Source organism: Burkholderia sp. BCC1993 (genome assembly GCF_905339865.1).
Lineage (GTDB): Bacteria > Pseudomonadota > Gammaproteobacteria > Burkholderiales > Burkholderiaceae > Burkholderia.
The window spans coordinates 116,709-142,481 of the sequence record NZ_CAJPGZ010000007.1 but is presented as its reverse complement, the minus strand read 5'-3'; the positions used below and the strand labels follow the sequence as shown (position 1 = coordinate 142,481).

Annotated in this window: 18 protein-coding genes; 9 read left to right on the top strand and 9 right to left on the bottom strand. The window is 68.3% G+C overall.

Translation table 11 applies throughout. The features are described 5' to 3' along the window. Positions 1-53 precede the first annotated feature (53 nt). Together U4Y91_RS13335 and U4Y91_RS13330 are read left to right on the top strand one after the other, a co-directional pair. The gene (locus U4Y91_RS13335) at positions 54-2,630 is read left to right on the top strand and encodes a [protein-PII] uridylyltransferase (RefSeq protein ID WP_321805434.1); all 2,577 of its coding nucleotides are present in this window, start codon (positions 54-56) and stop codon (positions 2,628-2,630) included. Positions 2,631-2,646: 16 nt separating this feature from the next. Further along, positions 2,647-4,647: a pseudouridine synthase gene (locus U4Y91_RS13330; RefSeq protein ID WP_321805433.1), complete on the top strand. Its 2,001-nt coding sequence runs from the start codon at positions 2,647-2,649 to the stop codon at positions 4,645-4,647. 79 nt (positions 4,648-4,726) lie between these two features. On the opposite strand, the gene def is transcribed toward U4Y91_RS13330, so the two are convergent. The 5 genes from def to U4Y91_RS13305 all read right to left on the bottom strand — a co-directional run bounded on the left by def (position 4,727) and on the right by U4Y91_RS13305 (position 13,487). Next, a complete protein-coding gene (gene def / locus U4Y91_RS13325) occupies positions 4,727-5,260 on the bottom strand; it encodes a peptide deformylase (protein ID WP_321805432.1) in 534 nt (177 codons plus the stop codon). Further along, positions 5,257-7,332 carry an NAD-dependent DNA ligase LigA gene (gene ligA / locus U4Y91_RS13320; RefSeq protein WP_321805431.1) on the bottom strand — a complete coding sequence of 692 codons (2,076 nt, stop codon included), beginning with the start codon at positions 7,330-7,332 and terminating at the stop codon, positions 5,257-5,259. The genes def and ligA overlap by 4 nt, the downstream gene beginning before the upstream one ends. A 178-nt stretch (positions 7,333-7,510) precedes the next feature. After that, a complete protein-coding gene (locus tag U4Y91_RS13315) occupies positions 7,511-8,806 on the bottom strand; it encodes a cell division protein ZipA C-terminal FtsZ-binding domain-containing protein (RefSeq protein ID WP_321805430.1) in 1,296 nt (431 codons plus the stop codon). 85 nt (positions 8,807-8,891) lie between these two features. Beyond that, a complete protein-coding gene (smc, locus tag U4Y91_RS13310) occupies positions 8,892-12,404 on the bottom strand; it encodes a chromosome segregation protein SMC (RefSeq protein WP_321805429.1) in 3,513 nt (1,170 codons plus the stop codon). Between the two features lie 141 nt (positions 12,405-12,545). Next, entirely contained in the window at positions 12,546-13,487 is a 942-nt protein-coding gene (locus U4Y91_RS13305) for a DMT family transporter (RefSeq protein WP_321805428.1), read from the bottom strand. Between the two features lie 168 nt (positions 13,488-13,655). Between U4Y91_RS13305 and dapC the strand changes: the two genes are divergently transcribed. The 6 genes from dapC to cls all read left to right on the top strand — a co-directional run bounded on the left by dapC (position 13,656) and on the right by cls (position 19,828). Continuing rightward, entirely contained in the window at positions 13,656-14,888 is a 1,233-nt protein-coding gene (gene dapC / locus U4Y91_RS13300) for a succinyldiaminopimelate transaminase (protein WP_321805427.1), read from the top strand. Positions 14,889-14,931: 43 nt separating this feature from the next. Beyond that, positions 14,932-15,759 carry a 2,3,4,5-tetrahydropyridine-2,6-dicarboxylate N-succinyltransferase gene (gene dapD / locus U4Y91_RS13295; protein WP_006478479.1) on the top strand — a complete coding sequence of 276 codons (828 nt, stop codon included), beginning with the start codon at positions 14,932-14,934 and terminating at the stop codon, positions 15,757-15,759. Next, on the top strand, positions 15,759-16,127 hold the full coding sequence (locus U4Y91_RS13290; protein ID WP_121859337.1) for an ArsC family reductase: 369 nt from the start codon (positions 15,759-15,761) through the stop codon (positions 16,125-16,127). Before dapD ends, U4Y91_RS13290 begins: the two co-directional genes overlap by 1 nt. 88 nt (positions 16,128-16,215) lie before the next feature. Further along, entirely contained in the window at positions 16,216-17,355 is a 1,140-nt protein-coding gene (gene dapE, locus U4Y91_RS13285; RefSeq protein WP_321805426.1) for a succinyl-diaminopimelate desuccinylase, read from the top strand. A gap of 11 nt (positions 17,356-17,366) precedes the next feature. Beyond that, positions 17,367-18,275 (top strand): 50S ribosomal protein L3 N(5)-glutamine methyltransferase, encoded by a 909-nt coding sequence (prmB, locus tag U4Y91_RS13280; RefSeq protein WP_321805425.1) that lies wholly within the window; start codon positions 17,367-17,369, stop codon positions 18,273-18,275. A gap of 113 nt (positions 18,276-18,388) precedes the next feature. Next, the gene (gene cls / locus U4Y91_RS13275; RefSeq protein WP_321805424.1) at positions 18,389-19,828 is read left to right on the top strand and encodes a cardiolipin synthase; all 1,440 of its coding nucleotides are present in this window, start codon (positions 18,389-18,391) and stop codon (positions 19,826-19,828) included. Between the two features lie 105 nt (positions 19,829-19,933). On the opposite strand, the gene U4Y91_RS13270 is transcribed toward cls, so the two are convergent. Next, a complete protein-coding gene (locus tag U4Y91_RS13270; protein WP_069745053.1) occupies positions 19,934-20,413 on the bottom strand; it encodes a glutathione peroxidase in 480 nt (159 codons plus the stop codon). Between the two features lie 136 nt (positions 20,414-20,549). Between U4Y91_RS13270 and U4Y91_RS13265 the strand changes: the two genes are divergently transcribed. Continuing rightward, positions 20,550-22,481: an ATP-binding cassette domain-containing protein gene (locus U4Y91_RS13265; RefSeq protein WP_321805423.1), complete on the top strand. Its 1,932-nt coding sequence runs from the start codon at positions 20,550-20,552 to the stop codon at positions 22,479-22,481. A 202-nt stretch (positions 22,482-22,683) separates the two neighbouring features. On the opposite strand, the gene U4Y91_RS13260 is transcribed toward U4Y91_RS13265, so the two are convergent. From U4Y91_RS13260 to alr, 3 genes are all read right to left on the bottom strand, one after another. Then, positions 22,684-22,950 carry a DUF2866 domain-containing protein gene (locus U4Y91_RS13260; RefSeq protein ID WP_321805422.1) on the bottom strand — a complete coding sequence of 89 codons (267 nt, stop codon included), beginning with the start codon at positions 22,948-22,950 and terminating at the stop codon, positions 22,684-22,686. 149 nt (positions 22,951-23,099) lie between these two features. After that, complete coding sequence (gene radA, locus U4Y91_RS13255; protein ID WP_321805421.1) at positions 23,100-24,476, bottom strand: DNA repair protein RadA; 1,377 nt, start codon at positions 24,474-24,476, stop codon at positions 23,100-23,102. Positions 24,477-24,487: 11 nt separating this feature from the next. After that, positions 24,488-25,558: an alanine racemase gene (gene alr / locus U4Y91_RS13250; RefSeq protein WP_321805420.1), complete on the bottom strand. Its 1,071-nt coding sequence runs from the start codon at positions 25,556-25,558 to the stop codon at positions 24,488-24,490. Between the last annotated feature and the right edge of the window lie 215 nt (positions 25,559-25,773).

Below are 25,773 nucleotides of genomic sequence, written 5' to 3'. Positions count from 1 at the left end.
CGCCGTCGCGCCCGCCCCGCCCACCCCTCACCTGCTGACCTGAACGGCCGCCCATGAGCGCTCACGCCGCCCCCTCGCCCGCAGCGCTGTCGCGGCGCGCCGAATTCAAGGCCGCCAAGGCCGACCTGCTCGAGCGCTTTCGCAGCGCGACGAACGTCGCATCGCTGATGCACGCGCTGTCGAAACTCACCGACGATGCGCTCAAGCGCGTGTGGGACGACTGCGGGCTGCCCGCGACGCTCGCGCTCGTCGCCGTCGGCGGCTACGGGCGCGGCGAGCTCGCGCCCCACTCCGACGTCGATATCCTGGTGCTGCTGCCCGATGCGCACGACCCGGCGCTCGACGCGCGGATCGAGCGCTTCATCGGGATGGCGTGGGATCTCGGCCTCGAGATCGGCAGCAGCGTGCGCACGGTCGAGCAATGCATCGAGGAGGCGTCGCAGGACGTCACCGTGCAGACCTCGCTGCTCGAGGCACGCCGCATCGTCGGCAGCACCGCGCTGTTCGAGCGCTTCACCGTGCGGTATCACGAGGCGCTCGACGCGCGCGCCTTCTTCACCGCGAAGGTGCTCGAGATGCGCCAGCGCCACGCGAAGTTCCAGGACACGCCGTACAGCCTCGAGCCGAACGTGAAGGAGAGCCCCGGCGGGCTGCGCGACCTGCAGACGATCCTGTGGATCGCGCGCGCGGCCGGCTTCGGCAGCAGCTGGCGCGAGCTCGACACGCGCGGCCTCATCACCGATCGCGAGGCGCGTGAGCTGCGCCGCAACGAAGGATTCCTGAAGACGCTGCGCGCGCGGCTTCACGTGATCGCCGGGCGCCGCCAGGACATGCTCGTGTTCGACCTGCAGACGCAGGCCGCCGAGAGCTTCGGCTACCGGCCGACGCAGGCCAAGCGCGCGAGCGAGCAGCTGATGCGCCGCTACTACTGGGCCGCGAAAGCGGTCACGCAACTGGCGACGATCCTGATCCAGAACATCGAGGCGCAGCTGTTCCCCGCGACGAGCGGCATCACGCGCGTGCTGTCGCCCGATCGCTTCGTCGAGAAGCAGGGCATGCTCGAGATCGTCGACGACGGCGTGTTCGAACGCCATCCCGACGCGATCCTCGAAGCGTTCCTGCTGTACGAAGCGACCCGCGGCGTGAAGGGCCTGTCCGCCCGCACGCTGCGCGCGCTCTACAACTCGCGCGAGATCATGAACCACACGTGGCGGCGCGATCCGCAGAACCGCCGCACGTTCATGCAGATCCTGCAGCAGCCCGAAGGCATCACGCATGCGTTCCGGCTGATGAACCAGACGAGCGTGCTCGGCCGCTACCTGCTGAATTTCCGCCGCATCGTCGGCCAGATGCAGCACGACCTGTACCACGTGTACACGGTCGACCAGCACATCCTGATGGTGTTGCGCAACATCCGCCGCTTCGCGGTGGCCGAGCATGCGCACGAGTACCCGTTCTGCAGCCAGCTGATCGGCAATTTCGAACGCCCGTGGGTGCTGTACGTCGCGGCGCTGTTCCACGACATCGCGAAAGGCCGCGGCGGCGACCACTCGACGCTCGGGATGGCCGACGCGCGGCGCTTCTGCCGCGAGCACGGGATCACCGGCGACGACGCGACGCTGATCGTGTGGCTCGTCCAGCATCACCTGACGATGAGCCAGGTCGCGCAGAAGCAGGACACGAGCGACCCGGAAGTCATCAAGCGCTTCGCCGAAGTCATCGGCAACGAGCGCTACCTCACCGCGCTCTACCTGCTGACCGTCGCCGATATCCGCGGCACGAGCCCGAAGGTGTGGAACACGTGGAAGGGCAAGCTGCTCGAGGACCTGTACCGCATCACGCTCGCGGTGCTCGGCGGCGCGAACCCCGACGCGCATTCGGAACTGAAGTCGCGGCAGGAGCAGGCGCTCGCGCTGCTGCGCCTCGAGACCGTGCCCGACGACGCGCACCGCGCGCTGTGGGATCAGCTCGACATCGGCTTCTTCCTGCGTCACGACGCGGCCGACATCGCATGGCAGACGCGCGTGCTGTACCGGCACGTGAACGCCGAGACCGCGATCGTGCGCGCGCGGCCGTCGCCGATCGGCGACGCGCTGCAAGTGCTCGTGTACGTGAAGGACCGCCCCGACCTGTTCGCGGGCATCTGCGCGTACTTCGACCGCAACGGGCTGTCGGTGCTCGATGCACGCGTCAGCACGACGCGGCACGGCTATGCGCTCGACAACTTCATCGTCACGCAGACCGAACGCGACGTGCGCTACCGCGACATCGCGAATCTCGTCGAACAGCAACTCGCGGCGCGCCTGGCCGAAACCGCGTCGCTGCCGGAGCCGTCCAAGGGCCGCCTGTCGCGGCTGTCCCGGACGTTTCCGATCACGCCGCGCGTCGACCTCCGGGCCGACGAGCGCGGCCAGTACTACATCCTGTCCGTGTCCGCCAACGACCGGCCGGGCCTTCTCTATTCGATCGCGCGCGTCCTGGCCGAGCATCAGGTCGGCGTCCACGCGGCGCGGATCAATACGCTCGGCGAACGCGTCGAGGACATCTTCCTGCTCGACGGTGCCGGCCTGTCCGACAACCGCCTGCAGATCCAGCTCGAAACCGAATTGCTGCGCGCGATCGCAGTCTGAATGAATCCCAGCGTTTATGCGCACCAAATTAACCGTCAAGAATCCGAAGCCGGCGTCGCCGACCCGCGCCCCTGTCCGCTCCGGCAGCCTCGTCGCCCGCAAGGCGGTACGTCCCGCCGCGCCGCCCGCAGGCGACAAGCCGGCGCGCCCGAAGAAGGCCGCGCCGGCCGCCGCCGGCGAACGCTCGTTCAAGCCTCGCGGCGCGGCAGGCGCCGAGCGCCCGGGCGCGGATCGCGCACCGGCCAAGCGTGCGCCGCGTGACGGCGGTGCCGAACGCGGCACGCGCGCGCCTTATCGCGACAATGCAGCCGGCGAAGGGGCTAAGCGCAGCTTCGGCGACCGTCGCACGTCGTCGGATCGTCCGCCGCGTCGCGATGATGATGCACGTCCGCGTCGCGCGGGTGGCGAAGGCGGCGCACGTGCGCCGTATCGCGACAACGCGTCCGGCGAAGGCGCAAAACGCAGCTTCGGCGATCGTCGCACGTCGTCGGATCGCCCGCCGCGTCGCGATGACGATGCACGTCCGCGTCGTGCGGGTGGCGAAGGCGGCGCACGTGCGCCGTATCGTGACAACGCGTCCGGCGAAGGCGCAAAACGCAGCAGTTTCGGCGACCGCCGCACGTCGTCCGATCGTCCGCCCCGCCGTGACGACGACGCACGTCCGCGTCGCGCAGGTGGCGAAGGCGGCCCGCGTGCACCGTATCGCGACAACGCATCCGGCGAAGGCGCGAAGCGCAGCTTCGGCGACCGTCGCACCTCGTCGGATCGTCCGCCGCGTCGTGATGACGATGCACGTCCGCGTCGCGCGGGTGGCGAAGGCGGCGCACGTGCGCCGTATCGCGACAACGCGTCCGGTGAAGGTGCAAAGCGCAGTTTCGGCGACCGTCGCACGTCGTCGGATCGCCCGCCCCGCCGTGACGACGATGCACGTCCGCGTCGTGCGGGTGGCGAAGGCGGCCCGCGTGCGCCGTATCGCGACAACGCAGCCGGCGAAGGCGCAAAACGCAGCTTCGGCGACCGCCGCACGTCGTCCGATCGCCCGCCGCGTCGTGATGACGACGCCCGCCCGCGCCGCGCAGGCGCCGATGAAGGCAAACGCCCGTCCTATCGCGACAAGGCAGCCGGCGAAGGCGCGAAGCGCAGCTTCGGCGACCGCCCGGCACGCCCCGCACGCGACGGCGAACGCCGCTCGTTCGGTGCGGTCAAGACCGCGCAACCGGTCAAGCGCGCGACGACCGACGTCGACCACGGCGACGAAACGGGCCTGATGCGCCTGTCGAAGCGCATGTCCGAACTCGGCCTGTGCTCGCGCCGCGAAGCCGACGAATGGATCGAAAAGGGTTGGGTGCTCGTCGACGGCGAACGCATCGACACGCTCGGCACCAAGGTCCGCCCGGACCAGAAGATCGAGATCGACGAGCGCGCGAGCGCCGCGCAGGCCGCGCAGGTGACGATCCTGCTGCACAAGCCGGTCGGCTATGTATCGGGCCAGGCGGAAGACGGCTACGAGCCGGCGGCCGTGCTGATCACGCGCGCGAACCGCTGGAGCGGCGATCATTCGCCGGTACGCTTCTCGCCGCAGCACCTGCACGCGCTCGCGCCGGCCGGCCGGCTCGACATCGACTCCACCGGCCTGCTCGTACTGACGCAGAATGGCGTGATCGCGAAGCAGCTGATCGGCGAGCAGTCGGACATCGACAAGGAGTACCTGGTGCGCGTGCGCTTTGGCGAGCGGCTCATCGACATCGACCAGCACTTCCCGGCGGAATCGCTCGCGAAGCTGCGCCACGGCCTGGAGCTCGACGGCGTCGCGCTGAAGCCCGCGATGGTGAGCTGGCAGAACGGCGAACAGCTCCGCTTCGTGCTGCGTGAAGGCAAGAAGCGCCAGATCCGTCGCATGTGCGAACTGGTCGGCCTCGACGTGATCGGCCTGAAGCGCGTGCGCATGGGCCGCGTGATGCTCGGCGCGCTGCCGCAGGGCCAATGGCGCTATCTGTCGGCCGACGAGACGTTCTGACCGCAGGCACACCACGTGCGCCATGCAATGAAAAAGCCCGCGCAAGCGGGCTTTTTCTTGTCTGCCGGAGACCGAACGATCAATCGTCGTCGGCCGGATCGAGCCCCGGGAACAGCACCTCGGTGAAGCCGAAGCGCGTGAAGTCGGTGATCCGCATCGGATACAGCTTGCCGATCAGGTGATCGTATTCGTGCTGGACGACCCGCGCATGGAAGCCTTCGGCGACACGGTCGAGCTTCGCGCCGAACTGGTCGAAGCCGCTGTAGCGCACCTTCGCATAGCGGCTGACGACGCCGCGCATGCCCGGCACCGACAGGCAGCCTTCCCAGCCCTCTTCCATGTCCGGCGGCATGTACTCGAGCTTCGGGTTGATCAGCACGGTCTCTGGCACCGGTGGCGCGTCCGGATAACGGTTGTTGCTGCCGAAGCCGAAGATGATGATCTGCAGCCCGACGCCGATCTGCGGCGCGGCAAGCCCCGCGCCGTTCGCGTGATGCATCGTCTCGAACATGTCCGCGACGATCTCGTGCAGTTCGGGGGTGTCGAACCGCTCGACCGGCTTGGCGATTTCGAGCAGGCGCGGATCGCCCATCTTCAGGATCTCGCGAATCATGGCGTATTGCCCTCCAGGAGTTGGTGCAGTCCGTCTTCGTCCAGCACGGGGATGCCGAGTTCCTCGGCCTTCGCGAGCTTGCTGCCGGCGTCGGCGCCCGCGACCACGTAATCCGTCTTCTTCGATACCGAGCCCGCGACTTTCGCGCCGGCCGCTTCGAGCATCTCCTTCGCCGCGTCGCGCGTGAGGTTCGGCAGCATGCCCGTCAGCACGACCGTCTTGCCGGCGAGCACGCCCTGCGGCGCCCTCGGCGCGGGCGGGCCTTCGGGCCACGTGACCTTGCCGGGCGCGCGCAGTTGCTCGATCACCGTGCGGTTGTGCTCTTCCGCGAAGAACTGGTGAAGCGACTCGGCCACGATCGGCCCGACGTCGTTCACTTCGAGCAGTTCCTCGATCGACGCGTCCATGATCGGGGTCAGCGACCCGAAGTGCTTCGCGAGATCCTTCGCGGTCGATTCGCCGACATGGCGGATCCCGAGCCCGTAGATGAAGCGCGCGAGCGTCGTGTGCTTCGCCTTCTCGAGCGAGTCGAGCAGATTCTGCGCGGACTTCTCGGCGAACCGGTCGAGTTCCGCGAGCGTCGCGAAACCGAGATTGAACAGGTCGGCCGGCGTGCGCACGAGATTCAGTTCGACGAGCTGATCGATGATCTTCTCGCCGAGCCCGTCGATGTCGAGCGCGCGGCGCTGCGCGAAGTGCCACAGCGCCTGCTTGCGCTGCGCCGGGCAGAACAGCCCGCCCGTGCAGCGTGCGATCGCCTCGTCCGGCAGGCGCTCGATCTTCGAACCGCACACCGGACACTCGGTCGGCATCACGAACTCGGCCGCGTCATCCGGCCGGCGCTCGAGCAACGCACCGACGACCTCGGGGATCACGTCGCCCGCACGCCGCACGATCACGGTATCGCCGATCCGGATGTCCTTGCGGCGCACTTCGTCCTCGTTGTGCAGCGTCGCGTTGGTCACCGTCGCGCCGCCGACGAACACGGGTTCGAGCCGCGCGACCGGCGTGATCGCGCCCGTGCGACCGACCTGCACGTCGATCGCGACGAGCTTCGTGAGCGCTTCCTGCGCGGGAAACTTGTGCGCGAGCGCGAAGCGCGGTGCGCGCGACACGAAGCCGAGGCGGTCCTGCTCGTCGCGCCGGTTCACCTTGTAGACGACGCCATCGATGTCGTACGGCAGCGACTCGCGCTTCTCGCCGACCTTGCGGAAGAAGCCGAGCAGGCCGTCGGCGCCGTGCACGACCGCGCGTTCGCGGTTCGCCGGCAGGCCGAGCGACTCGTACCAGTCGAGCAGCGCGCTGTGCGTGTCCGGCATCGGCATCCCGTCGAGCACGCCGATCCCGTACGCGAAGAACGACAGTGGACGCTGCGCGGTGATCTTCGGGTCGAGCTGGCGCAGGCTGCCGGCCGCCGCATTGCGCGGGTTCGCGAATTCGCGCTGCTCGGCCGCGCGCTGGCGTTCGTTCAGGCGTGCGAAATCGCGCTTGAACATCAGCACCTCGCCACGCACGTCGAGCACCGCCGGCACGTTCCTGCCCTTCAGCTTCAGCGGAATCGAGCGGATCGTGCGCACGTTCTCGGTCACGTCCTCGCCCGTCGTGCCGTCGCCGCGCGTCGACGCCTGCACGAACACGCCCTGCTCGTAGCGCAGCGAAATCGCGAGCCCGTCGAACTTCAGCTCGCACGCATATTCGACCGGGTCCGTCACCGAGCCGGCGAGATCGGTCGTCTTGTCGAGCGCATCGGCGACGCGCTTGTCGAATGCGACGATGTCCTCGTCGGCGAAGCCGTTGTTCAGCGACAGCATCGGCGCGTCATGGACGACCGGCGTGAATCCGCTCGCCACTTCACCGCCGACACGCTGCGTCGGCGAATCGGGCGTCACGAGTTCGGGATGATCGGTTTCGAGTTGCTGCAGCTCGCCGAACAGCCGATCGTATTCGGCGTCGGGCAGGTCCGGCTGGTCGAGCACGTAATAGGCGTAATTCGCCCGCTCGAGTTGGTCGCGCAGCCACGCGGCACGCGCGTCGGGCTGGCTGGCTGGCGGTTCGGCTTGGGTTCGGGCCATGCTGGCGGCAGATTCGTTCTGAAAAATCGGATGGTCGATTATCTCAGTTTGACGCCGCGACGGGGGCGCGCGATGCGTGCCGCGCAGGCCCGCCGCAGCGCACACAGGCGGTGTGTGTGCACTGCGGCAGCATCGACCGACGGGCGACGGCACGTCAGGCCGCCGCCCATGCAACGCGTTACTGGCTGAACAGACGGCGCGTGACCGGCGAACCGGCCGGGATGCCCGCTTCCTCGAGCTTCGCGTACAGCTTCATCAGTTGCTGGTCGATCGCGACGAGCGTCGATTCCGGCAGCGGCCGGCGCGAATCGTCGACGACCCGCGCGCCGATCCGCTCGGACAGCGACTTCGCGTAATCGCACATCAGCCGGAACGGCAGGATGTCCTCTTCGGCGACCGGCACGTCGAGCACCAGCGTGATCATGTTGCCGCCCTTGTAGGTCAGGTCGTCGCGCAGGAAGTTCGTGTCGCCGAACTGCAGCATGAACACCGGGTTCTGCTTCGCGTCGAGCTTCACGAACCGCGTGCCGTCGCGCGACAGCAGCAGCCCGTCCTGGGACGCGACGGCCTGCACGTAGTTCGCCGACCACGGCGCGCCGTCCGACATCACGTTGATCGACAACTGCGCGTCGCACTGCGCGGCAAAGCCGTCGAGTTCGCGCGCCATCGCGACCGTCTCCATCATGTCGGGGAATTCCGGTGCGCCGTCGATCGCGTCGGCGAACTGCTGGACACCCGTCACGAACTCGGAGAATTCGAGCTCGTTCAGCGCGCCGCTGCGGTTCGCGAGCTGCGCGGCCGCGCGCAGCTCTTCATAGCGCACGCCGTTCTGCAGCAGCTCCCACTGGCCGCCCTCCGGCTTGCCTTCGATATGCACGGGCTTGCTGCCCGCGCGGCGCAGCCGCTGCGCGGCCGGCAGGATCTTGTCGCCCGGCAGCGGCGCGCCGAGGCGAATCGGCACGATGCAGTCGATCCGGCGGTCGACGATCGCGGGCGGCGCCGACGAAATCGTCGTGGCGGCCGGCAGCACGGGTTCGGCCGGTTCGTGCGATGCGGCGGCGGCCGGCGCTTCCTGCGCGGCGGCAACTGCCCCTTCGTCGACGGCCTGCTCGGCCGACTCGATCGACCCCGACGGCGTGTCGACCCCGGTGGCCTCGGCCTGCAGGTCGGCCGGCGTGTCGGCAGGCGCCACGCCGCCGAAGGTCGGCTCGACGCGCGCGGCTTCGACCGGCGCGCTCGCGGCGGCGGCGGCCGGTGCCGGCGCCGCGGGCTCACGGCGCACGGGCTGGCGCACCGGCTCGATGAACGGCAGCTCTTCGTCGCGCTCGGGGCGATTCATCGCCTCGACCGCCTCTTCCGGCATCGGGCGCGGCATCCTGCGCCGCACCTTAGCGCCCTGCCACGCGTTGTAGACCACGACGCCGCCCACCACGACGGCGCCCGCGCCGATCAAACCGAGTGTCAACTCGTCCATGCACGCTCCATCAGCAATTCTTGTTCGTCGGAACCGCGAACGGGCGCCCATGCGCCGCGCGAACGCGGTCCGGTTTCTTCAAACGTCAATTCTGGGCAAAACCCGCGGCGGTTTCCATGTCCACCGCGACGATCCGCGACACGCCCTGCTCCTGCATCGTCACGCCGATCAGTTGCTGCGCCATCTCCATCGCGATCTTGTTGTGCGAGATGAAGAGGAACTGCGTCTTGTCGGACATCGCGCGCACGAGATTCGCGAAACGCTCGGTGTTCGCGTCATCGAGCGGTGCGTCGACCTCGTCGAGCAGACAGAACGGTGCCGGGTTCAGCTGGAACATCGCGAACACCAGTGCGGTGGCGGTCAGCGCCTTTTCGCCGCCCGACAGCAGGTGAATGGTCGCGTTCTTCTTGCCCGGCGGCTGCGCCATCACCTGCACGCCCGCATCGAGGATTTCGTCGCCCGTCATGATCAGCTTCGCCTGGCCGCCGCCGAACAGGCGCGGGAACAGGTCGCTGAAGTGACGGTTGACCTCGTCGAAGGTACCCTGCAGCAGCGTGCGGGTTTCCTGGTCGATCTTGTGGATCGCGTCCTCGAGCGTCGTGATCGCGTCGGTCAGGTCGGCCGACTGCGCATCGAGGAACACCTTGCGCTCGCTCGCGGCCTTCAGCTCGTCGAGCGCGGCCATGTTGACCGGGCCAAGCGCGTTGATCGCGTTGTTCAGGCGCGTGACTTCGCCCTGCAGGTACGACGGCTTCAGGTCCGGCGTCAGCTTCTCGCGCAGCGCTTCCTCGTCGACCTCGGCCGCCGTGAGCTGCTCGGCGAACTGCTCGACGGCCAGGCGCGCGGCCTGCTCCTTCAGCTGCAGTTCGGTGATGCGGTCGCGCAGCGGCTGCAGCGAACGCTCGGCGACGAGACGCTGCTCGTCCGATGCGCGCAGCTTCGCGGTCAGGTCGTCGAGTTCGATCCGCGCGGCCTGCAGCGCCTCTTCCTTCACCGCGCGAATTTCGAGCGCGTCCTGCAGGCCCGTGTGCGCGGTCTGCTCGTTGATCGTTTCGAGTTCGGCGCGCGCGTCTTCCAGCGACGCGGCGACGCGCTCGCTCTGCTCGTGCGCGACCTGGATGCTGCGCTTCAGTTCGTCGATGCGCGTAACTGCGTTGCGCGCGGCGAAGCGCGCGTCGTTCGCGCCGCGCTCGAGGTCGCGCGCTTCCTGGCGCGCCTGCGTCAGCGATTCGTCGAGCGCCTCGAACGCGAGCTGGTTGTCCTCGAAGCGCGCCTGCAGTTCCGCGAGTTCGCCGTCGAAGCGCTCGAAGTTCGCTTCCGATTCCGCGCGCAGTGCGCGCTGCTCGTCGATCTGCGCACCGATTTCCTCCAACTCCTCGCGGATCTGCGTGCTGCGCTGCGTGTAGCGTTCATGCGCCTGAGCGAGCTTCAGCACGTCCATCTGCAATGCATGCACGCGCTGGGTCGCGCGTTCGGCCTGCGCGCGCACGTCGCCGAGCGCCTGCGTGGCCTGCGTGTGCGCGGCTTCCGCGCGCACCGCCGCCGTGCGGGCCTCGTCGGCGAGCAGCGCCTGCGCGCGCACCTGGCGCGTCAGGTTCTCGATCTCCTGCTGGCGGGCCAGCATCCCGGCCTGCTCCGAATCGGCCGCGTACAACTGCACGCCGACACGCGTGACGATGTGGCCGGCCTTGACGACGAACGCACCGCCGGCCGGCAGTTGCGCGCGCGTCGCGAGTGCCTGCGCGACGTCGTCGGCGACGTACACGTTGCCGAGCCAGTCGTTCAGCACCGCGCGGATGCCCGCATCGTCGATGCGCACGAGCGACAGCACCGGGCGCAGCCCGGCCGCGGCGGCCGGCGGCTCGCCGGCCACGGGCGGCGCGTAGAACGCGAGCTTCGCGGGCGGCGCATCGGTCGCGAACGCCTTCACCCAGTCGAGATTCGACACCTCGAGCGCGGCCAGGCGCTCGCGCAGCACGGCCTCGAGCGCCGCTTCCCAGCCGGCCTCGACGTGCAGCTTCTTCCAGAGACGCGGCAGCGCGCCGAGCTCGTGCTTGTCGAGCCACGGCTGGATCTTGCCTTCGGTCTGCACGTTCTCCTGCAGCTGCTTGAGCGCGGCGAGCCGCGCCTCGAGCTGGTGGATCTGCGCGCTTTCGGCCTGCACGCGCTCCTGGGCCGCGCGGCGCTCGCCGTCGAGGCGCGGTACCGTTTCCTGCGCATCGGTAAGGCGTGCCTGGGCTTCGGCGAGGATTTCTTCCTGCTCGGCGAGCTGCATGCGCAGTTCCTCGAGCTGCGCCTCGTCCGGTGCGTCGAGCCCGCCCGCCTCGGACTTCAGGCGCTCGTGGCGCTGCTGAAGCTGCTGGAGCTGCTGGTCGGCATTGCGCTGGTGCGCGGCCTCGAGCTTCAGCGACTGTTCGGTCTGGGCGATCCGCGCGCGCTCGTCGTTGAGCTGCGCCTGCGCATCGCGCCATTTCGCCTCGAGCGCCGGCAGCGCGTCGTGTTTCGCGGCCGCGTTGTCTTCAGCGAGCGCGGCCTTCTCGTCGGCCATCGCGCGCGCTTCCTCGGCTTCCTCGAGCTCGTCCTGCGCCTTCTCGGCCTGCGCGCGCCATTGCTCGCGCTGCGCATTCAGCGCGGCGATCTGCGCCTGCACGCGGTTGCGCGATTCGACGATGAACTTGATCTCGGCCTCGAGGCGGCTCACTTCGGCGTTGGCCTCGTAAAGCGCGCCCTGCGCGCCCTGCATCGCGTCGCTCGCCGAGTAATGCGCGACCCGTAGCGTTTCGAGCTGCGATTCGACTTCGCGCAGCTTCGCCGTCTGCGCCTCGAGGTCGATCTGCGCCTGTTCGATCGCGCGCTGCTGCTTCTGCTGCTCGCCCGCGGCCTCGTTCTTGCGCAGCAGCCACAGCAGGCGCTGCTTCTCCTCGCCGTCGGCGACGAGTTCCTTGTACTTGGTCGCGACGACCGCCTGCGCCTCGAGCTTCTCGAGGTTCGCGCCGAGCTCGCGGACGATGTCCTCGACGCGCGTCAGGTTCTCGCGCGTGTCGTGCAGGCGGTTCTCGGTCTCGCGGCGGCGTTCCTTGTACTTCGACACGCCCGCGGCTTCCTCGAGGAACACGCGCAGCTCTTCCGGCTTCGCCTCGATGATCCGCGCGATCATGCCCTGCCCGATGATCGCGTACGCGCGGGGGCCAAGGCCCGTGCCGAGGAAGATGTCCTGGATGTCGCGGCGGCGCGCCGGCAGGTTGTTGATGTAGTAGCTCGAGGTGCCGTCGCGCGTCAGCACGCGCTTCACGGCAATCTCGCCGTACTGGCCCCACTGCCCGGCCGCGCGGCCGTCGGAGTTGTCGAAGATCAGTTCGACGCTGGCCCGGCTGCCGGGCTTGCGGGCGGTCGAGCCGTTGAAGATCACGTCCTGCATCGACTCGCCGCGCAGCTCGGACGCACGCGACTCGCCGAGCACCCAGCGCACGGCATCGATGATGTTGGACTTGCCGCACCCGTTCGGGCCCACCACGCCGACAAGCTGGCCCGGAACCTGGAAATGCGTGGGATCGACAAAGGATTTGAAGCCAGCGAGTTTGATCGAGCTCAGACGCACGGCGGTATCGGATGTGAAGAAGAGGTGAAACGGACGGGGCCGCGACGCGCGGGGCCGGACGGCCCGTGTGCGCGATGCGCCCCGGAATTCAAAAGCGGGGCCGCGCGCATCTCAAGCGTTGGGCCCCGCAAACGGCTTCCATCATACCATCGCGCGTGCGCCGTCCCGCCCGTCGCCGGGTTTGCCCGATTCGGGCGCGGCACGATGGACCCGGCTCGACAGCAGCGTCGCCAGCACGATGCACGCGCCGCCCGCCCACTCGCGCGCGCTCGGCAGTTCGCTCGCGAACACCCACGCCGACAGCGCGGTGATCACGATCTCGAACAGCATGATGATCGATGCGCGGTTCGCCGGCACGCGTGCGAGCCCGTATTGCACGAGCAGGTTGTTGGCGGCCATCGTCACGCCGATCGCAGCGATGATCAGCGCGGCCGTCCCGAGCTGGCCGCCCGCCGGCGCGGCCGGCAGGCCTTCGAACAGCGATGCGATCGCGCCGAACACGGCCGCACCGCCGAACAGCGTCGCGGTGCGCATCTCGGCGCGCATCTCCGGCAGCTCGCGGCTCGCCTTGATCACGAGCACGTTGCTCATCGCGAAACTCAGGCCGGCCGCGAGCCCCGCCCATTCGGCCGGGTTGGCCGGCAGCGGCATGCCGAGCTTCGGCGACCACAGCATCAGCATCGCGCCGCCGATCGACAGCGCCGCGAGCCCCGCGCCGGCCCAGGTCAGCCGCTCGCGCAGCAGGAAATGCGCGTAGATCGCGGTCCATGCCGGGGTCAGGTAGAACAGCAGCATCACGCGCAGCACTTCGCCATGGATCGTGCCCCACACGAAACCGAGGTTGGTCACGCCCGCCGTGATCGCGATGCCCGGCAGCACCCAGTGCCAGCGCAGCGTGGCGATCGTGTGGTGCCGCACGACGACCACGAACAGGAACGCGACCGCGCTCGTCAGCGCGCTCGCCAGCGTTCCGGTGAGCCCGAGCGACGCAAGAATCCGCAGCGGATACCAGATCAGGCCCCATACCGACGCGCCGATCAGGATGGCCAGCGTCGGCAGGCTGCCGCGTACCGCGTTATTCATTTGATTCGCTACCCTTTATTCGACCGGCCCGGCCGCCGTTCCGGCGGGCCGCGACCGCATTGCGTCACGTTATAATCGTCCGCTGCGAGCCGCGCGCCGTCGGCGCCCGCTCGCAGCCGTGCGGCACCCGCGCCGCCCCTTTCGCCCCTTTCGCTCCAACCGGCCGCGATGGCCGCTTCGCCCGTGAACCCTCGACTCGACTCGCTCCAGCCCTATCCCTTCGAAAAGCTGCGCGCCCTGTTCAAGGACGTGACGCCTTCCGGCGACCTGAAACCGATCAGCTTCGGCATCGGCGAGCCCAAGCACCCGACGCCGGCGCTGATCCGCGACGCCGTGGTGGCCGCGCTCGACGGTCTCGCGTCGTACCCGGCCACGGCCGGCTCGGACGCGCTGCGCACGTCGATCGCGCACTGGCTCGAGCGCCGCTACGGGCTGCCGGCGATCGATCCGGCCACGCAGGTGCTGCCCGTGTCGGGTTCGCGCGAGGCGCTGTTCTCGCTCGCGCAGACGGTGATTGACGCGCGCCCGCGCGCGGACGGCAAGAAGGCGATCGTACTCTGTCCGAATCCGTTCTATCAAATTTACGAAGGCGCGGCGCTGCTGGCCGGTGCCGAACCCTATTTCGCGAACAGCGACCCGGCCCGCAACTTCGCGTGCGACTATGCGGCCGTGCCCGATGACGTGTGGGCGCGCACCCAGCTGCTGTACGTGTGCTCGCCGGGCAACCCGACGGGCGCCGTGCTGACGCTCGACGACTGGCGCGAGCTGTTCGCGCTGTCGGACCGCCACGGCTTCGTGATCGCGTCCGACGAGTGCTATTCGGAGATCTATTTCGACGAAGCGGCGCCGCCGCTCGGCGGCCTCGAGGCCGCGCACCGCCTCGGCCGCGGCTTCGAGCGGCTCGTGATGCTGTCGAGCCTGTCGAAGCGCTCGAACGTGCCGGGCATGCGCTCGGGCTTCGTCGCCGGCGATGCCGCGCTGCTGAAGCAATTCCTGCTGTACCGCACGTACCACGGCGCCGCGCTGTCGCCGGTCTGGCAGCACGCGAGCATCGCCGCGTGGAACGACGAGGCGCACGTGCGCGAGAACCGCGCGCTGTACCTGCAGAAGTTCAGCACGGTCACGCCGATGCTGGCCGACGTGATCGACGTAAAGCTGCCCGACGCCGCCTTCTACCTGTGGGCCAACGTCGCGCGCACCGGCCTGTCGGACACCGAGTTCGCCCGCCGCCTGTACGCCGACTATAATGTGACGGTTCTGCCCGGCTCGTACCTGGCGCGCGATGCGCACGGCACCAATCCGGGCCGCGATTTCATCCGGATCGCGCTCGTCGCGGGCACCCCCGAATGCGTCGAGGGCGCGCAACGCATCGTCGATTTCTGCCGGGCTCTCGCGCGGTAATCGTCCATCCGATCAATTCCATTCATCTCCTGCGAAAACGAACATGTCGCAACAACTTCAGCAAATCATCGATACCGCCTGGGAAAACCGCGCCGAGCTGTCGCCGAAGGCCGCGCCCGCCGACGTCCGCGAAGCCGTCGCTCACGCGATCGAGCAACTCGATAAGGGTGCACTGCGCGTCGCCGAGAAGATCGACGGCAACTGGACCGTCCATCAGTGGCTGAAGAAGGCCGTGCTGCTGTCGTTCCGCCTGGAGGACAACGCACCGATGCCGGCCGGCGGCTACTCGCAGTTCTACGACAAGGTGCCGTCGAAGTTCGCGAACTACACGGCCGAAGACTTCGCCGCGGGCGGCTTCCGCGTCGTGCCGCCGGCCATCGCGCGCCGCGGCTCGTTCATCGCGAAGAACGTCGTGCTGATGCCGTCGTACACCAACATCGGCGCGTACGTCGACGAAGGCACGATGGTCGACACGTGGGCGACGGTCGGCTCGTGCGCGCAGATCGGCAAGAACGTGCACCTGTCGGGCGGCGTCGGCATCGGCGGCGTGCTCGAGCCGCTGCAGGCGAACCCCGTCATCATCGAAGACAACTGCTTCATCGGCGCGCGCTCGGAAGTCGTCGAAGGCGTGATCGTCGAGGAGAACTCGGTGATCTCGATGGGCGTGTACCTCGGCCAGAGCACCAAGATCTACGATCGCGAGACGGGCGAAGTCAGCTACGGCCGCATCCCGGCCGGCTCGGTCGTCGTCGCCGGCAACCTGCCGTCGAAGGACGGCTCGCACAGCCTGTACTGCGCGGTGATCGTGAAGAAGGTCGACGCGAAGACCCGCGCGAAGGTCGGCCTGAACGAGCTGCTGCGAGGCGACTGATGGCCAAGCCGCACACCGTGGTCGTCTACGGCATTCCGAACTGCGACACCGTGAAGAAGGCCCGCGTGTGGCTCGACGATCACGGCGTCGAGTTCGAGTTCCACGACTTCAAGAAGCTCGGCGTCAGCGCACCGCTGGTCGAAGACTGGCTGAAGGACGTATCGCTCGACGCGCTCGTGAACAAGCGCGGCACGACGTGGCGCGGCCTGGACGACGCCATGAAGGCGGCCGCGGAAACGAAGTCCGGCGCGGTTGCGCTGATGATCCACAAGCCGTCGGTCATCAAGCGCCCCGTGCTCGTCGTCAACGGCCGCGTGAAATCGCTCGGCTTCGTGGCCGATCAGTACGCGGCGCTGTTTGCCGCCTAGGCCCGCCCGCGCGGCGCCCGCGCGGCACACGACGCCTCATCGCTGCCGGCCACCGCGCCGGCATTTTTTATCGAAAGTGGTCCGAACCATGTCCGCCACCCTAGCCCTTACCGAACAGCTGATCGCCCGCGCGTCCGTCACGCCCGACGACCAGCATTGCCAGCAGATCATGACCGAGCGCCTCGCCGCGCTCGGCTTCGAATGCGAGACCATCGCGTCGCACGGCGTGACCAACCTGTGGGCCGTGAAGCGCGGCGCCGACGGCCGCGACGGCAAGCTGCTCGCGTTCGCGGGCCACACCGACGTCGTGCCGACCGGCCCGCTCGAGCAGTGGACCTCGCCGCCGTTCATTCCCGCGCATCGTGACGGCAAGCTGTACGGCCGCGGCGCGGCCGACATGAAGACGTCGCTCGCGGCGTTCGTCGTCGCCTCCGAGGAATTCGTCGCGGCCCACCCCGGCCACCGCGGCGCGATCGCGTTTCTGATCACGAGCGACGAAGAAGGCCCGGCCACCGACGGCACCGTGAAAGTCGTCGAGCTGCTCGAAGCGCGCGGCGAACGTCTCGACTATTGCATCGTCGGCGAGCCGACGTCGACCGCCGAACTCGGCGACGTCGTGAAGAACGGCCGCCGCGGCTCGATGTCGGGCGAACTGATCGTCAAGGGTGTGCAGGGCCACATCGCCTACCCGCACCTCGCGAAGAACCCGATCCACCTGCTCGCGCCGGCGCTCGCCGAGCTCGCCGCCGAACAGTGGGACGAAGGCAACGAATACTTCCCGCCGACCACCTGGCAGGTGTCGAACCTGCATGCCGGCACCGGTGCGACCAACGTGATCCCCGGCCACGCGGACCTGATGTTCAATTTCCGCTTTTCGACGGCGAGCACCGTCGAGGGCCTGCAGGCACGCGTGCATGCGATCCTCGACAAGCACGGCCTCGAATACTCGCTGAAGTGGTCGGTGAGCGGCCTGCCGTTCCTCACGCCGCGCGGCGACCTGTCGAACGCGCTGGAGCACGCAATCCGCGCCGAGACCGGCCTCACGACCGAGCTGTCGACGACGGGCGGCACGTCCGACGGGCGCTTCATCGCGCGCATCTGCCCGCAGGTGATCGAGTTCGGTCCGCCGAACGGCAGCATCCACAAGATCGACGAGCACATCGACGTGCGCTTCGTCGACCCGCTGAAGAACGTGTACCGCCGCGTGCTCGAACAACTGATCGCCTGACGGAGCCTCGCATGACGACACCTTTTGCAACTGTTCGCGACCTGCTGCGCTATGCGGTCACGCGCTTCTCGAAGGCGAAGCTCGCGTTCGGCCACGGCTCGGACAACGCGTACGACGAAGCCGCTTACCTCGTACTCCACACGCTCGACCTGCCGCTCGACACGCTCGAGCCGTTCCTCGATGCCCGCCTGCTGCCCGACGAAATCGCGGCCGTGCTCGCGGTGATCGAGCGACGCGCGACCGACCGCGTGCCGGCCGCGTATCTCACGCATGAAGCGTGGATGCATGGCCACCGCTTCTACGTCGACGAGCGCGTGATCGTGCCGCGCTCGTTCATCGGCGAACTGCTCGACGACGGGCTGCAGCCGTATGTCGCCGATCCCGAGCAGGTCGGCGCGGTGCTCGAGCTGTGCACCGGTTCCGGCTGCCTCGCGATCCTCGCGGCCAGCGCGTTCCCGAATGCCGAGATCGACGCGGTCGACCTGTCCGAGAAGGCACTTGAAGTCGCCGAGATCAACGTGCGCGACTACGGCCTCGACGATCGCATCACGCTGCATCGCGGCGACCTCTACACGCCGCTGCCCGCATTCCGCGCCGAACCCGACACGCGTTACGACGTGATCCTGACGAACCCGCCGTACGTGAACGCAACGTCGATGGCGGCCCTCCCGCCCGAGTACCGGCACGAGCCGGAAATGGCGCTCGCGGGTGGCGACGACGGGATGGACATCGTGCGGCGCATCATCGGGCAAGCGCACAAGTGGCTGCACGACGACGGCGTGCTCGTCGTCGAAATCGGCAACGAGCGCGAGCACGTCGAAGCCGCGTTCGGCGGCCTCGAGCTCACGTGGCTGCCCACCAGCGCGGGCGACGACGCCGTGTTCCTGATCCAGGCGTCTGACCTGCCGCGCAAGGCCTGACGGCGCGCCGCGACCGAACCGTGCGGTACGGCACACCGCTGTCCCGCACGGTTGGGTAAGATGCGCGTAAGCGGCCGTCGCGCCGCACGACTTCAGGAGTCCGTCACGCGCCCATGACCCTCGACTGGCTACATCTCGGCACCCTGATCCTGGCCATCCATGTGCTCGGGATCATCGCGGCGTGTCATGCGATCCTGAACACGCGCACGTCGCAAGGCGCGATCGCATGGGCCGTGTCGCTCGCCGCGATGCCGTACCTGACGCTCATCCCGTACCTGTTCCTCGGCCGCAGCAAGTTCTCCGGCTATGTCGACGCGCGGCGCCACGAGATGGAAGCGCTGCGCACGCACGCACCGCGCGCGCCATGGCCCGCGGCGGACGCAACCGACGGGCCGGCCGCCGACGCGATCGGCCGGGCCGCCGTGCTCGCGCTCACGCGGTTGGGCGGAATGCCGTTCGTCGGCGGCAATGCGGTGCGCACGCTCGTGAACGGCGACGCGACCTTCTCGGCGATCCTGTCGGCAATCGACGCCGCGCGCGACTACGTGATCGTCCAGTTCTTCATCGTGCGCGACGACGCGCTCGGCCAGATGCTGCGCGACGCGCTGCTCGCCCGCACGGCGGCCGGCGTGCGCTGCTACCTGCTGTACGACAGCATCGGCAGCTTCGACCTGCCGCACGGCTACGTCGACACGCTGCGCCGCGGCGGCGTCGAGGTCCATCCGTTCGCGACCCACCGCAAGTTCGTCAACCGCTTCCAGCTCAACTTCCGCAACCATCGCAAGATCGTCGTCGTCGACGGCAATCGCGCGTTCGTCGGCGGCCTCAACGTCGGCGTCGAATATCTCGGTGCGAACCGGCGCCTGTCGCCGTGGCGCGACACCCATATCGAGATCCGCGGCCCGGTGGTGGCCAGCATCCAGTACGTGTTCGCCGAAGACTGGCACTGGGCCACGCAAACGCTGCCGCCGCTCGTCGCGCCGCCGGAGGCGCTGCCCGACGACGCGATGCATTGCCTCGCGGTGCCGATGGGGCCGGCCGACAAGCAGGAAACCGGCTCGCTGTTCTTCGTCGAGGCGATCAACGCCGCGCGCGAACGGGTCTGGATCACGACGCCGTATCTCGTGCCCGACGAAGCGGTGATCGCCGCGCTGAAGCTCGCGGTGATGCGCGGCGTCGACGTGCGCATCCTGATTCCGAGCCGGCGCGATCACTACGTGGTGTTCGAGGCGTCGAAGCTCTATGCGCGCGATCTCGTCGACGCAGGCGTCAAGGTGTTTCGCTACCGGCCCGGCTTCCTGCATCAGAAAGTGGTGCTGATCGACCGCGTCGCGGCCGCCGTCGGCAGCGCGAATCTCGACAACCGCTCGTTCCGGCTGAACTTCGAAATCATGGTGCTGACCGTCGACCGCACGTTCGCCGACGAAGTCGAAGCGATGCTCGACGCCGATTTCGCGCTGGCCTACGAAGTCGATGCGAACGAGTATCGGCACTCGCCCGCGTGGCGGCGTATCGCAATGCACGTCGCGCGCCTGTTCGCGCCGATCCTGTAGCGGTTGCGCGAGCGCCGGCCCCGCGCCGCCGCCCGGCGGCGCATGCTTGCGCACGGCGCGACCCGGCAGGCTCGTTCCGAACCGCCCGCTCGCCGCGTCGAGCCGTCAAAGCAGCTTGTCGATATCCGCGGCGATTTCCTCGGGCTTCGTCGACGGCGCGTAGCGCTTGACGATCCGCCCGTCGCGGTCGATCAGGAATTTCGTGAAATTCCACTTGATCGCCTTGAGGCCGAGGATGCCGGGCGCCTCGTCGGTCAGGTAGCGGTACAGCGGATGCGCGTGGTCGCCCTTCACGTCGATCTTCGCGAACATCGGGAACGTGACGCCGTAGTTGCGCTCGCAGAACGCGCCGATCTGCGTGGCGTCGCCCGGCTCCTGCTTGCCGAACTGGTTGCACGGGAAGCCGAGCACGAAGAAACCGCGGGCCGCGTACTGGTCATACAGCTTCTGCAGGCCCGCATACTGCGGCGTGAAACCGCACTCGCTCGCGGTATTGACGATCAGCAGCACCTTGCCGCGATACGCGTCGAGCGACGCCGGCGCACCGGCGAGCGTCTCTGCGCTGAACGAATACAGGGTGGACATCGGGCACTCCTTTTACGAAACCGTATCGACGTGGAGTCTAGGCGAAATCGCGCCGTTGCGGCACCTGCCGAACGGCCGAAATCCGGGGCGACGCGCGCGCAGTCTAGAATAGCGGTTTTGGTCAGTCATTCCCGCCGTGATCCGTTTCAATCAGTTCAGCCTTGCGCGCGGCACCAAGCCGCTGTTCGAATCGGCCTCGTTCGTGCTCAATCCCGGCGAGAAAGCCGGCCTGATCGGCGCGAACGGCGCCGGCAAATCGACGCTGTTCTCGGTCCTGCGCGACGAGCTGCATTCCGACGGCGGCGATTTCGCGATGCCGCCGTCGTGGCGGATCGCCCACGTGTCGCAGGAAACGCCCGCCGTCGACCGCTCCGCGCTCGACTACACGCTCGACGGAGACACCGCGCTGCGCGAGATCGAGGCGCGTATCGCCGCCGCCTCGGCCGCGCACGACGGCGCGGCCGAAGCCGACGCGCACGCGGCGTTCGCCGACGCCGACGGCTATACGGCCCCCGCGCGCGCCGAAGCGCTGCTGCTCGGCCTCGGCTTCACGCTCGCGCAGACGCGCGAATCGGTCGCCAGCTTCTCCGGCGGCTGGCGCATGCGGCTGAACCTCGCGCAGGCGCTGATGTGCCGCTCCGACCTGCTGCTGCTCGACGAACCGACCAACCACCTCGACCTCGACGCGATCGTCTGGCTCGAAGACTGGCTGCACCGCTACGCCGGCACGCTCGTCGTGATCTCGCACGACCGCGAATTCCTCGACTCGATCTGCAACGTCACGCTGCATCTGGAAAATCGCCAGGTGAAGCGCTACGGCGGCAATTACTCGCAGTTCGAAGTGCTGCGTGCGCAGCAGCTGGCGCTGCAGCAAAGCGCGTACGAAAAGCAGCAGAAGACGATCGAGCACCTGCAGAGCTTCGTCGACCGCTTCAAGGCCAAGGCGACCAAGGCCAAGCAGGCGCAAAGCCGGATGAAGGCGCTCGAGAAGATGGAGCTGATCGCGCCCGCGCACATCGCGTCGCCGTTTACGTTCGAGTTCCGCACGCCCGACGCCGCGCCGAACCCGATGATGGTGATGGAAGACGTCCGCTGCGGCTACCACGCCGAGGACGGCACGGACATCCCGATCGTCGAACGCGTGGCGCTGTCGATCCAGAACGGCCAGCGCATCGGCCTGCTCGGCGCGAACGGCCAGGGCAAGTCGACGCTGATCAAGACGCTGGCCGGCACGCTCGCGCCGCTGTCGGGCCACGTGCGCGACGGCAAGGGGCTGACGATCGGCTATTTCGCGCAGCACCAGCTCGAAACGCTGCGCGAGGACGATTCGCCGCTCGCGCATCTCGCGCGGCTCGCCCCCGATACGCGCGAACAGGAACTGCGCGACTTCCTCGGCGGCTTCAATTTCTCCGGCGACATGGCGACGAGCCCGGTCGGCCCGTTCTCGGGCGGCGAGAAGGCGCGGCTCGCGCTTGCGCTGATCATCTGGCAGAAACCGAACCTGCTGCTGCTCGACGAACCGACCAACCACCTCGACCTCGAGACGCGTCACGCGCTGACGATGGCGCTCGCGCAGTTCGAAGGCACGCTGATCCTCGTCTCGCACGACCGCCACCTGCTGCGCGCGACCACCGACCAGTTCATGCTCGTCGCGAAGCACCGGCTGCAGCCGTTCGACGGCGACCTCGACGATTACCGCGACTGGCTGCTGCAGCATGCGGCCGAGCAACGCGCGGCCGCGAAGGCCGACAGCGCGGCGGCAGCGGGCGCGGATCCGGGCGTCAACCGCAAGGATCAGAAGCGTCAGGCGGCCGAGGAGCGCCAGCGGCTGTCGCAGTTGAAGAAACCGCTGCAGAACCGCATCACGAAGCTCGAAAGGGAAATGGAAACGCTGCACGCGGAGAAGGCGCGCCTCGACGCGTTCGTCGCCGATCCGGCGAGCTACGAAGCCGCGCGCAAGACGGAACTGACCGAAGCGATCCGCAAGCTGGGCGAGGTCAATACCCGGCTCGAAACGGTCGAGGCGGACTGGCTCGCCGTGCAGGAAGAACTCGAGCAGATCAGCTGAACGCGCCCCGGGCGCCGTCAGCCGGTCGTTTCAGCGGCGGCCGGACGCCTCGGCACGATCCACTATCTACGACCGACGACCTACGAACCCGCCCAGCCGCACCGGGCGCGGAAACGACAAGGCCGGGCGCCCGGGCCCGGCCTCTTTGTCGTTGTTGCGTTCGACGTGATTGCGTCGGCCGTCTGCCGGCCGCGCCATCCGCTCAACGCCGCGGCAACGTATCGCGCGGCAACTGCTCGTCATCGCCCATCAGGTGACGCCGCCCTTCGGTCGGCCGGCGGATCGCCGCCGCGACCTCCGCTTCCGTCACGTCCTCGGACACGACCCGGCGCGCCAGGCGCCCTTCGTCATCGATCCATTCGACAATCCGGCATCCGCCGCCCCACGGCTGAACGATCGGCTCCGACACACGGCAGCCGCGCAGGTTGTAACTGCGTCCGCTCGGCGCTTCCCCATACTGTTTAAACATAGGTTCCCTTCGCATTGCGCGGTTCGACAATCCGGCAAAGGATAGGGAAAAGCGATGTCCGGCGGGTTACATCAGCCTACATATTCATTACAGCCAATTACGCGACAGATCACTGCGGGCCAACGCACGGCGGCGTTGGCCAGCCACGGCTATTCGAGATCGCGCACACGATCGATCGCCTGCTCGATCCGCTCGACGGCCATCACGTTCAGCCCTTCGATCGGCTGTTTCGGCGCATTCGCCTTCGGGATCAGCGCGGCGGTGAAACCGAGCTTCGCCGCCTCGCGCAGCCGTTCCTGGCCGCGCGGCGACGGCCGGATCTCGCCTGCCAGCCCCACTTCGCCGAACACGATCAGGCCCTTCGGCAGCGCCTTGTTGCGCATCGACGAATGGATCGCGAGCAGCACCGCGAGGTCGGCGGCCGGCTCGGTGATCTTCACGCCGCCCACCGCGTTCAGGAACACGTCCTGGTCGAAACACGCGATGCCCGCGTGCCGGTGCAGCACCGCGAGCAGCATCGCGAGCCGGTTCTGCTCGAGGCCGACCGCGAGCCGGCGCGGGTTCGGCACGTGGGCCGTATCGACGAGCGCCTGGATCTCGACGAGCAGCGGCCGCGTGCCCTCCTGCGTGACGAGCACGCAGGAACCCGGCACGACCTGCTCGTGCTGCGACAGGAACAGCGCGGACGGGTTCGCGACACCGCGCAGCCCGCGCTCGGTCATCGCGAACACACCGAGCTCGTTGACCGCGCCGAAGCGGTTCTTGAACGCGCGCACGAGCCGGAACGATGAATGGGTGTCGCCCTCGAAGTACAGCACCGTGTCGACGATGTGCTCGAGCACGCGCGGGCCGGCGAGGTTGCCCTCCTTCGTCACGTGCCCGACCATGATGATCGCGGTGCCGGACTGCTTCGCGATGCGCGTGAGCTGCGCCGCGCACTCGCGCACCTGCGCGACCGAGCCGGGCGCCGATGTCAGCGCTTCGGAATAGACGGTCTGGATCGAGTCGATGACGGCGACGTCCGGCCGTTCCGTGTCGATTGCGGCCTGGATCTTCTCGAGCTGGATCTCGGCGAGCAGCTTCAGCTCGGCCGCCGGCGCGCCGCCGTCGAGCAGTGCGAGCCGTTGCGCGCGCAACGCGATCTGCGCGGCCGATTCCTCGCCGCTGATATAGAGTGCGCGCCGCACGCTCGCGATGTCCGCGAGCGACTGCAGCAACAGCGTCGACTTGCCGATGCCGGGATCGCCGCCGATCAGCACGACGCCGCCCGGGACCAGCCCGCCGCCCAGCACGCGATCGAATTCGCCGATGCCGGTGGAGAAGCGCGGCACGTCGGCCGCCTCGATGTCGACGAGGCGCTGCACGGGCGCGCGTTTCGCGAGCGACTGGAAGCGATGGGCGGCCGGCGACTCGGCGACCGATTCGACGAGCGTGTTCCACGCCTGGCACGACGGGCATTGCCCCTGCCACTTCGGGGTTTGTCCGCCGCACTCGCTGCAGACATAGACGGTTTTCTGTTTGGCCACGCGTTCTGCCCTTATTCCGCGCGCACCGGTACGCGGCCGGCGACCGCGCACATCAGTTCATAGCCGATGGTCCCGCAATGGCGCGCGACGTCGTCGATCGGCAGCGCGTTGCCCCACAGCTCGATCCGCGCGCCGACGCCGGCCTGCGGGCACGGCGTCAGGTCGACGGTAATCATGTCCATCGACACGCGGCCGACGATCCGCGTGCGGATGCCGTCGACGATCACGGGCGTGCCTTCGGGTGCGACGCGCGGATAGCCGTCCGCATAGCCGCACGCGACGACGCCGACGCGCATCTGCGCTTGCGCGGAGTACGTCGAGCCATAGCCGATCGCCTGCCCCTTCGCGATCGTCTGCACGGCGATCAGCTCGGAGGCGAGCGTCATCGCGGGCTTCAGGCCCGTGTCGGCGATATCGGACGACAGCCCCGACGGCGATGCGCCGTACAGCATGATCCCCGGCCGCACCCAGTCGAAGTGCGTATCCGGATGCCACAGCACGGCCGCCGAATTCGCGAGGCTGCGCGCGCCCGCGATGCTTGCCGCGCCGCGCTCGAACGTCGCGAGCTGCTCGGCGACGCCGCGCTCGTTGTCGGCGTCCGAAAAATGGGTCATCAACGTGATCTGGCCGATGCCGGGGCACGCACGGGCGCGCTCCCACGCGGCGCGGTACTTCTCCGGCACGTAGCCGAGCCGGTTCATCCCGCTGTTCATCTTGAGCTGCACGTTGACGGGCTTCGACAGCCGCGCCGTCTCCAGCATCCGCATCTGCTCGTCGTTGTGGACGGTGGTCGTGAGGCTGTAGCGGTCGATCACGTCGATGTCGGTCGACCGGAAGAACCCTTCGAGCAGCAGGATGGGGCCGGCCCAGCCGAGCTCGCGCAGCTTCACGGCCTCGTCGAGGTCGAGCAGGCCGAAGCCGTCGGTGCCGCGCAGGCCGGGAAACACGCGCGCGAGACCGTGGCCGTACGCGTTGGCCTTGACGACCGCCCAGACCTTGGACGGGCCGGCAAAGCGGCGGACGACGGAGAGATTGTTCGCGAGGGCGGCGGTGTGGATGGTGGCGGAGATCGGGCGCGGCATGGGAAATTTACGTAAAGACGCTTGCGAATCATCAGCTTACCGCGCCTTTTGAGCACCGAAGCCGACAATTTGCGGAACGATCGGGGAATCTTGCTAGTCCGAATTGCCGTATTTTCGTGTTATAAAGCCGTGCGCACAACCCATTTCGAACGGAATAAGCCGATCGCATACCAGGCGGCCTACGCGGCCCTGCCGCAGCGACGAAAGCATCGCAT

Excerpts from the sequence above, each read along its gene's own strand:
- U4Y91_RS13335 (WP_321805434.1), top strand. The coding sequence starts at position 54 with ATGAGCGCTCACGCCGCCCCCTCGCCCGCAGCGCTGTCGCGGCGCGCC.
- U4Y91_RS13330 (WP_321805433.1), top strand. The coding sequence starts at position 2,647 with ATGCGCACCAAATTAACCGTCAAGAATCCGAAGCCGGCGTCGCCGACC.
- def (WP_321805432.1), bottom strand. The coding sequence starts at position 5,260 with ATGATTCGCGAGATCCTGAAGATGGGCGATCCGCGCCTGCTCGAAATC.
- ligA (WP_321805431.1), bottom strand. The coding sequence starts at position 7,332 with ATGGCCCGAACCCAAGCCGAACCGCCAGCCAGCCAGCCCGACGCGCGT.
- U4Y91_RS13315 (WP_321805430.1), bottom strand. The coding sequence starts at position 8,806 with ATGGACGAGTTGACACTCGGTTTGATCGGCGCGGGCGCCGTCGTGGTG.
- U4Y91_RS13305 (WP_321805428.1), bottom strand. The coding sequence starts at position 13,487 with ATGAATAACGCGGTACGCGGCAGCCTGCCGACGCTGGCCATCCTGATC.
- dapC (WP_321805427.1), top strand. The coding sequence starts at position 13,656 with ATGGCCGCTTCGCCCGTGAACCCTCGACTCGACTCGCTCCAGCCCTAT.
- dapD (WP_006478479.1), top strand. The coding sequence starts at position 14,932 with ATGTCGCAACAACTTCAGCAAATCATCGATACCGCCTGGGAAAACCGC.
- U4Y91_RS13290 (WP_121859337.1), top strand. The coding sequence starts at position 15,759 with ATGGCCAAGCCGCACACCGTGGTCGTCTACGGCATTCCGAACTGCGAC.
- dapE (WP_321805426.1), top strand. The coding sequence starts at position 16,216 with ATGTCCGCCACCCTAGCCCTTACCGAACAGCTGATCGCCCGCGCGTCC.
- prmB (WP_321805425.1), top strand. The coding sequence starts at position 17,367 with ATGACGACACCTTTTGCAACTGTTCGCGACCTGCTGCGCTATGCGGTC.
- cls (WP_321805424.1), top strand. The coding sequence starts at position 18,389 with ATGACCCTCGACTGGCTACATCTCGGCACCCTGATCCTGGCCATCCAT.
- U4Y91_RS13270 (WP_069745053.1), bottom strand. The coding sequence starts at position 20,413 with ATGTCCACCCTGTATTCGTTCAGCGCAGAGACGCTCGCCGGTGCGCCG.
- U4Y91_RS13260 (WP_321805422.1), bottom strand. The coding sequence starts at position 22,950 with ATGTTTAAACAGTATGGGGAAGCGCCGAGCGGACGCAGTTACAACCTG.
- alr (WP_321805420.1), bottom strand. The coding sequence starts at position 25,558 with ATGCCGCGCCCGATCTCCGCCACCATCCACACCGCCGCCCTCGCGAAC.